This is a genomic window from Streptomyces sp. NPDC056361 (assembly GCF_042262805.1).
Taxonomy (GTDB): domain Bacteria; phylum Actinomycetota; class Actinomycetes; order Streptomycetales; family Streptomycetaceae; genus Streptomyces.
Genome location: NZ_JBHJQI010000237.1, coordinates 1 through 7440, shown reverse-complemented (window position 1 = coordinate 7440; position 7440 = coordinate 1). Strand labels below are relative to the sequence as shown.

Here is a 7440-nt window from a genome sequence, read left to right as displayed (position 1 = left end):
CCCCTCTTCGGAGGGGCGGGCCGTCGCCCGTACCCAAACGCTTCTCCCGGGCAGGGACGGCATCGGCACGGTCCGCCGTACGACCCTCCCCGGCGGCCTCCGGATCGTCACCGAGACGCTCCCCTCCGTACGCTCCGCCACCTTCGGCATCTGGGCGCACGTCGGCTCCCGCGACGAGACCCCGACGCTCAACGGCGCGACCCACTACCTGGAGCACCTCCTCTTCAAGGGCACCCGCAAGCGGTCCGCCCTCGACATCTCCGCCGCGATCGACGCGGTCGGCGGCGAGATGAACGCCTTCACGGCGAAGGAGTACACCTGCTACTACGCGCGGGTCCTCGACACCGACCTGCCGCTGGCGATCGACGTCGTCTGCGACATGCTCACCGGCTCCCTCATCCTCGAAGAGGACGTCGACGCCGAGCGCGGCGTCATCCTCGAAGAGATCGCGATGACCGAGGACGACCCCGGCGACGTCGTGCACGAGCTGTTCGCGCAGACGATGTTCGGCGACACCCCGCTGGGCCGCCCGGTCCTCGGCACCGTCGACACCATCAACGCGCTCACCCGCGGCCAGATCGCCCGCTTCTACAAGAAGCACTACGACCCGACCCACCTGGTCGTCGCCGCCGCCGGCAACGTCGACCACGCCACGGTGGTACGCCAGGTCCGCCGCGCCTTCGAGAAGGCCGGAGCCCTCGGCCGTACCGACGCAGTCCCCGTCGCCCCCCGCGACGGCCTGCGCACCCTGCGCACCGCGGGCCGAGTCGAGCTCCTGAACCGCAAGACCGAGCAGGCCCACGTGGTCCTCGGCATGCCGGGCCTGGCCCGCACCGACGAGCGCCGCTGGGCCCTCGGCGTGCTGAACACCGCCCTCGGCGGCGGCATGTCCTCCCGCCTCTTCCAGGAGGTCCGCGAGAAGCGCGGCCTGGCCTACAGCGTGTACTCGTACACCTCGGGCTTCGCCGACTGCGGCCTCTTCGGCGTGTACGCGGGCTGCCGGCCCAGCCAGGTCCACGACGTCCTCAAGATCTGCCGGGACGAGCTCGACAAGGTCGCCTCCGACGGCCTCACCGACGAGGAGATCACCCGCGCGGTCGGCCAGCTCTCCGGATCGACCGTCCTCGGCCTGGAGGACACCGGCGCGCTGATGAACCGCATCGGCAAGAGCGAGCTCTGCTGGGGCACCCAGATGTCGGTCGACGACATGCTCACCCGCATCGCGGCGGTCACCCCGGACGAGGTCCGCGAGGTCGCCCGCGATGTACTGGAGCAGCGGCCCTCGCTCTCGGTGATCGGCCCGCTGAAGGACAAGCAGGCGGACCGCCTCCACCAAGCGGTCTCCTGACCCACAAGTCCCCTAAGGAAGAGCAATGAGCAAGCTGCGCGTGGCGGTCCTCGGAGCCAAGGGCCGTATCGGCTCGGAGGCGGTCAAGGCCGTCGAGGCCGCCGAGGACATGGAACTGGTCGCGGCCCTCGGCCGCGGTGACGAGCTGGACGCGCTCACCGAGGCGGGCGCCCAGGTCGTCGTCGAGCTGACCACCCCGGCCTCGGTCATGGAGAACCTCGACTTCTGCGTGCGCCACGGCATCCACGCGGTCGTCGGCACCACCGGCTGGACCGAGGAGCGCCTCGCGCAGCTGAACGGCTGGCTCGCCGCCTCCCCGGCGACCGGCGTCCTGATCGCCCCGAACTTCTCCATCGGCGCGGTCCTCACCATGAAGTTCGCGCAGATCGCGGCCCCGTACTTCGAGTCGGTCGAGGTCGTCGAACTGCACCACCCGAACAAGGTCGACGCGCCCTCCGGTACGGCGACCCGCACCGCCCAGCTCATCGCCGAGGCCCGGTCGAAGGCAGGCTGCGCCCCGCAGCCCGACGCCACGACCACCGCCCTCCCCGGTGCGCGCGGGGCGGACGTCGACGGCGTGCCCGTGCACGCGGTACGCCTCCGGGGCCTGCTGGCCCACCAGGAGGTGCTGCTCGGCGGCGAGGGCGAGACCCTCACCGTCCGCCACGACTCGCTGCACCACTCCAGCTTCATGCCGGGCATCCTTCTGGGCGCCCGCCGCGTGACCACCGCTCCGGGCCTCACCTTCGGCCTGGAGCACTTCCTGGACCTGGGCTGACGGCCATGGGCGGAAAGATCACGTACGTCTTCCTGGCCACCGTCCTCGTGCTCGTCTTCGGCGTGGTGGCGATGGAGGGCGTCCTGCTGCTCCTCACCGGCGAGCCGGCCGCCATGGGCATGGGCGCGGTGGCGTTCCTGCTGCCCGCGGTCGGCGGCTGGTTCCTCTGGCACAACACCCGGTTCGCGCGCCGGGCCGGCCGCCTCGCCACCGAACTGGAGGCGGAGGGCGGCCTGCCCGTCGACGAGCTGAAGCGCTCCGAGGGCGGCCGGATCGACCGGGACTCGGCCGACGAGGTCTTCGCCCGGCGCAAGGCCGAGACGGAGGACTCACCCGAGGACTGGCGCTGCTGGTTCCGGCTCGCGGTCGCCTATCACGACGCCCGCGACACCCCCCGGGCCCGCAAGGCGATGCAGCGTGCCATCGCGCTCCACGAGGGGCGTCCGGTCAGCGCGTAGCGGCCGGGACCACGCCGTACTCGGCGTTCCACGCCTCGACCGTGTCGGCCGCCCGGTCGAAGGCCTCGACACGGGAGAGGAAGTCGGCGTTGTGGTCGGTGAGCAGCAGCAGCTGCTCACCACCCTGCCGGTCGAGCACCAGGGCCTGGCCCTGGACCGTGCGGGGGAGTCCCAGCCAGCGCACCGGCTGCTGGGCGGTCCGCACGGAGGTCACCTTGGCCCACGGCACGGTGACGGTGGAGAAGAAGCCCACGCGCCGCACCCCGGCGCGGCTCACCCACGTCCCCATGCGCAGCATGCGCAGGGCGGCGACGATGACGAGCACGGCGATGGTGAAGGTGGCGAGCGCGCCGCCGAAGGCTCCGGCGGCGGCGATGATCACCGCGGCGAGCAGCACGAACGAGGCGAGCAGCAGCGCGAGTGCCGCCGATCCGACCCGCCATGACCCCGGCCGGTAGGGACGACGCCACTGATCGTGATCGTCGAACGGCAGGGCGACGTGGTCGGTCGTGTCAAAAGCACGGTCGGCCGTCAGGAAGGGCAGGGGCACGACAGGTCCTCACTCACAGGCACGCTCGAAGGGGCAGTGCCCGGTGAGGCTACCTCAGCGGTTGTCGGAGGCCTCGGACTGCTGCTGACGAGTGGCCGAGTCCCCCGACTGGAGCGACGGCATGCCGAAGATCAGCGCTCCGACGAGTCCGGCCACGACGGTCAGTCCGATCAGCGTACGGCCCACGATCTCCGCCGCGCCGGGACGCTCCCGTGGCGGCGGTGTGACGTTACTGCGGAAGTGGTCGGCCTCCGCGACGAACGCGAACGGTACGGCCTCTTTCCGGCTGAACATCAGGTCCACTCTCCTCGGTCGTCGATGTGCCTCACAGAGAGAGACGACAGAAGCGGTGCTTTGGTGCCCTTTTTCACCAAAGCAGCCGAATCTCATCCTCCGGTAGGACGTCGTTAGAGTGGGCGACTGCACCCCGACTGGAAGGACCGCTGGTGAGCGACAGCCCCATCGAGAACGTGAAGATCGACTTCCGGAGCGACGTCACCGTCGAGCTGGTCAAGAGCGCGGCGGCCGACTCCGACGTCCTCTGGGCGGCCCGGGTCTCCACGGCGGGCGAGCAGTCCCTCGAAGAGCTCCAGAGGGACCCGGAGCGCTCCAAGGGCCTCATCAACTACCTGATGCGGGACCGCCACGGCAGCCCCTTCGAGCACAACTCGATGACCTTCTTCATCAGCGCGCCGATCTTCGTGTTCCGCGAGTTCATGCGGCACCGCGTCGGCTGGTCGTACAACGAGGAGTCGGGCCGCTACAGGCAGCTGGAGCCGGTCTTCTACGTCCCCGACGCCTCCCGCAAGCTGGTCCAGGAGGGCCGCCCGGGCAGGTACGTCTTCGTCGAGGGCACCCCCGAGCAGCACGAGCTCGTCGGCCGCACGATGGAGGACTCGTACCGTCAGGCGTACGCCACCTACCAGGAGATGCTGGCCGCCGGCGTCGCCCGCGAGGTCGCCCGCGCCGTCCTCCCGGTCGGCCTCTTCTCCTCGATGTACGCCACGTGCAACGCCCGCTCGCTCATGCACTTCCTCGGCCTGCGCACCCAGCACGAGCTCGCCGCGGTCCCGTCCTTCCCGCAGCGGGAGATCGAGATGGTCGGCGAGAAGATGGAGGAGCACTGGGCCCGGCTGATGCCGCTGACCTACGACGCCTTCAACAAGAACGGCCGTGTGGCCCCGTAGCGCACGCATGTCCGAACACCTCGTACGAAGTGTCCGTATTGCGACGTTTCACGAAGTTCATCTAGGCTGATCAAACGGACCCGGCGCTGCCTGAACCCCCGAGCAGGCAGCGCCGGGCTCCCTTTATCGTGTCCCCCTAGGGGACACCCGGCGCTGAGCAGCGAGTAGCGTGTTACCCATGGCTCCGATCTCCACTCCGCAGACCCCCTTCGGGCGGGTCCTCACCGCCATGGTCACGCCCTTCACGGCGGACGGCGCACTCGACCTCGACGGTGCCCAGCGACTGGCCACCCACCTGGTGGACGCAGGCAACGACGGCCTCGTCATCAACGGCACCACCGGCGAGTCCCCCACCACCAGCGACGCGGAGAAATCGGAGCTCGTACGAGCGGTACTGGAGGCGGTCGGCGACCGCGCCCACATCGTCGCCGGCATCGGCACCAACGACACCCACCACTCCATCGAGCTCGCCCGCGCCGCCGAGCGCGACGGCGCCCACGGCCTCCTCGCCGTCACGCCGTACTACAACAAGCCCCCGCAGGAGGGCCTGTACCGGCACTTCTCGGCCATCGCCGACTCCACCGGCCTGCCGGTCATGCTCTACGACATCCCGGGCCGCAGCGGCGTCCCGATCGACACCGAGACGATCGTCCGCCTCGCCGAGCACCCGCGCATCGTCGCCAACAAGGACGCCAAGGGCGACCTCGGCCGCGCCAGCTGGGCCATCGCCCGCTCCGGCCTCGCCTGGTACTCCGGCGACGACATGCTCAACCTGCCGCTGCTCTCCGTCGGCGCCTGCGGCTTCGTCTCCGTCGTGGGCCACCTCGTCACCCCGGAACTCCGCGCCCTCCTCGACGCCCACCTGGGCGGCGAGGTCCAGAAGGCCACCGAGATCCACCAGAAGCTGCTCTCGGTCTACACCGGCATGTTCCGCACCCAGGGCGTCATGACCACCAAGGCCGCCCTCGCCCTCCAGGGCCTCCCGGCCGGCCCCCTGCGGCCGCCGCTCGTGGAGCTCTCCCCGCAGGAGACGGACCAGCTCAAGGTCGACCTGGCCGCCGGCGGGGTAGAACTCTGACATCGGACTTCACAACTGAACACTGACAACAGCAAGTGCACGAATGTCATGCGCGCCACGTGTCACCGGCACGTGGCGCGCGTGGTGAGGAGAGTCTTTTGAGTCATCCGCATCCCGAACTCGGCGCCCCGCCGAAGCTCCCGAAGGGCGCCCTGCGCGTCACCCCGCTCGGCGGGCTCGGCGAGATCGGCCGCAACATGACGGTCTTCGAGTTCGACGGCCGTCTGCTCATCGTCGACTGCGGCGTCCTCTTCCCCGAAGAGGAGCAGCCGGGCATCGACCTGATCCTTCCCGACTTCACGATCATCCGGGACCGTCTCGACGACGTCGAAGGCATCGTGCTCACGCACGGCCACGAGGACCACATCGGCGCCGTCCCCTACCTCCTCCGGCTCAAGCCGGACATCCCGCTCATCGGCTCCAAGCTGACCCTCGCCCTGATCGAGGCCAAGCTCCAGGAGCACCGCATCCGCCCCTACACCCTCGAGGTGAAGGAAGGCGACCGCGAGGCCCTCGGCCCCTTCGACTGCGAGTTCATCGCGGTCAACCACTCCATCCCGGACGCCCTGGCCGTCGCCATCCGCACCCCCGCGGGCATGGCCGTCGCCACCGGCGACTTCAAGATGGACCAGCTCCCGATGGACGGCCGGCTCACCGACCTCCACGCGTTCGCGCGGCTCAGCGAGGAGGGCATCGACCTCCTGCTGTCCGACTCGACGAACGCCGAGGTCCCCGGCTTCGTCCCGCCGGAGAAGGACATCTCCAACGTCCTGCGGAACGTCTTCGCCAACGCCCAGAAGCGCATCATCGTGGCCAGCTTCGCCAGCCACGTGCACCGCATCCAGCAGATCCTCGACGCCGCCCACGAGTACGGCCGCCGGGTCGCCTTCGTCGGCCGCTCGATGGTCCGCAACATGGGCATCGCCCGCGACCTGGGCTACCTCCGGGTCCCGGCCGGCCTCGTCGTCGACGTGAAGACCCTCGACGACCTGCCGGACGACGAGGTCGTGCTGGTCTGCACCGGCTCCCAGGGCGAGCCCATGGCCGCCCTGTCCCGCATGGCCAACCGCGACCACCAGATCCGGATCGTCCCCGGCGACACCGTGATCCTGGCGTCCTCCCTCATCCCGGGCAACGAGAACGCGGTCTACCGCGTGATCAACGGCCTGACCCGATGGGGCGCGAACGTCGTCCACAAGGGCAACGCCAAGGTCCACGTCTCGGGCCACGCCTCGGCCGGCGAGCTGCTGTACTTCTACAACATCTGCCGTCCGAAGAACCTCATGCCGGTCCACGGCGAATGGCGCCACCTGCGCGCCAACGCCGAGCTCGGTGCCATGACGGGTATCCCCAAGGACCACATCGTCATCGCCGAGGACGGCGTCGTCGTCGACCTGATCGACGGCCGCGCCCGCATCACCGGCAAGGTCCAGGCGGGTTACGTGTACGTGGACGGCCTCTCGGTCGGCGACGTCACCGAGACCCACCTCAAGGACCGCCGCATCCTCGGCGACGAGGGCATCATCTCGGTCTTCGTGGTCGTGGACTCCTCGACCGGCAAGATCGTCAGCGGTCCGAACATCCACGCCCGGGGCTCCGGCATCGAGGACTCGGCTTTCGACGCCGTCATCCCGAAGGTCGACCAGGTCCTGAACAAGTCCGCCCAGGACGGCGTCGTCGAACCCCACCAGCTCCAGCAGCTGATCCGCCGCACCGTCGGCAAGTGGGTCTCCGACACCTACCGTCGCCGGCCGATGATCCTCCCGGTCGTCGTGGAGGTCTGACCAGCGCCGCACCGGAGCGGGGCCCCTCGATTTGCATCGGGGCGCCCCGCTCCAGTACGTTTACGGCTCCGCCAGATCGGGAACCACCCGGCGCCGCCGTGCGCCTGAACGGTTCTTCGGGAGGCGGGAAATTCGACTCAGATCTTCTGATAAAGTCGAAACCGCCGAAAGGCCCCCGGAGCGAATAGCGAAAGGGACCGGAAAGCACCGAGGAAATCGGATCGAAAAGATCTGATAGAGTCGGAAACGAAGGAAGC

At 69.6% G+C, this 7440-nt stretch carries 8 protein-coding genes; 6 read left to right on the top strand and 2 right to left on the bottom strand.

Going from position 1 to position 7440, the window contains the following annotated elements:
• The 3 genes from ACFCY7_RS38880 to ACFCY7_RS38870 form a co-directional block, all read left to right on the top strand.
• On the top strand, positions 1–1348 hold a 1348-nt coding region (locus ACFCY7_RS38880), incomplete at its 5' end, for a M16 family metallopeptidase (RefSeq protein WP_376490808.1).
• A 25-nt stretch (positions 1349–1373) separates the two neighbouring features.
• Positions 1374–2126: a 4-hydroxy-tetrahydrodipicolinate reductase gene (gene dapB / locus ACFCY7_RS38875; RefSeq protein WP_376490807.1), complete on the top strand. Its 753-nt coding sequence runs from the start codon at positions 1374–1376 to the stop codon at positions 2124–2126.
• Positions 2127–2131: 5 nt separating this feature from the next.
• Positions 2132–2584: a hypothetical protein gene (locus ACFCY7_RS38870; protein WP_376490806.1), complete on the top strand. Its 453-nt coding sequence runs from the start codon at positions 2132–2134 to the stop codon at positions 2582–2584.
• Here the strand turns inward: ACFCY7_RS38870 and ACFCY7_RS38865 are convergent.
• Both ACFCY7_RS38865 and ACFCY7_RS38860 read right to left on the bottom strand, forming a co-directional pair.
• A complete protein-coding gene (locus ACFCY7_RS38865; RefSeq protein ID WP_376490805.1) occupies positions 2574–3134 on the bottom strand; it encodes a hypothetical protein in 561 nt (186 codons plus the stop codon). The genes ACFCY7_RS38870 and ACFCY7_RS38865 overlap by 11 nt on opposite strands.
• A gap of 54 nt (positions 3135–3188) precedes the next feature.
• Positions 3189–3428 (bottom strand): hypothetical protein, encoded by a 240-nt coding sequence (locus ACFCY7_RS38860; protein WP_376490804.1) that lies wholly within the window; start codon positions 3426–3428, stop codon positions 3189–3191.
• Positions 3429–3580: 152 nt separating this feature from the next.
• On the opposite strand from ACFCY7_RS38860, the gene thyX reads away from it, so the two are divergent.
• The 3 genes from thyX to ACFCY7_RS38845 all read left to right on the top strand — a co-directional run bounded on the left by thyX (position 3581) and on the right by ACFCY7_RS38845 (position 7183).
• Positions 3581–4321 carry an FAD-dependent thymidylate synthase gene (gene thyX / locus ACFCY7_RS38855; RefSeq protein ID WP_376490803.1) on the top strand — a complete coding sequence of 247 codons (741 nt, stop codon included), beginning with the start codon at positions 3581–3583 and terminating at the stop codon, positions 4319–4321.
• A gap of 178 nt (positions 4322–4499) precedes the next feature.
• A complete protein-coding gene (gene dapA, locus ACFCY7_RS38850; protein ID WP_376490802.1) occupies positions 4500–5399 on the top strand; it encodes a 4-hydroxy-tetrahydrodipicolinate synthase in 900 nt (299 codons plus the stop codon).
• A 98-nt stretch (positions 5400–5497) separates the two neighbouring features.
• Positions 5498–7183, top strand: a complete 1686-nt coding sequence (locus tag ACFCY7_RS38845; RefSeq protein WP_376490801.1) for a ribonuclease J — start codon at positions 5498–5500, stop codon at positions 7181–7183.
• Positions 7184–7440 lie beyond the last annotated feature (257 nt).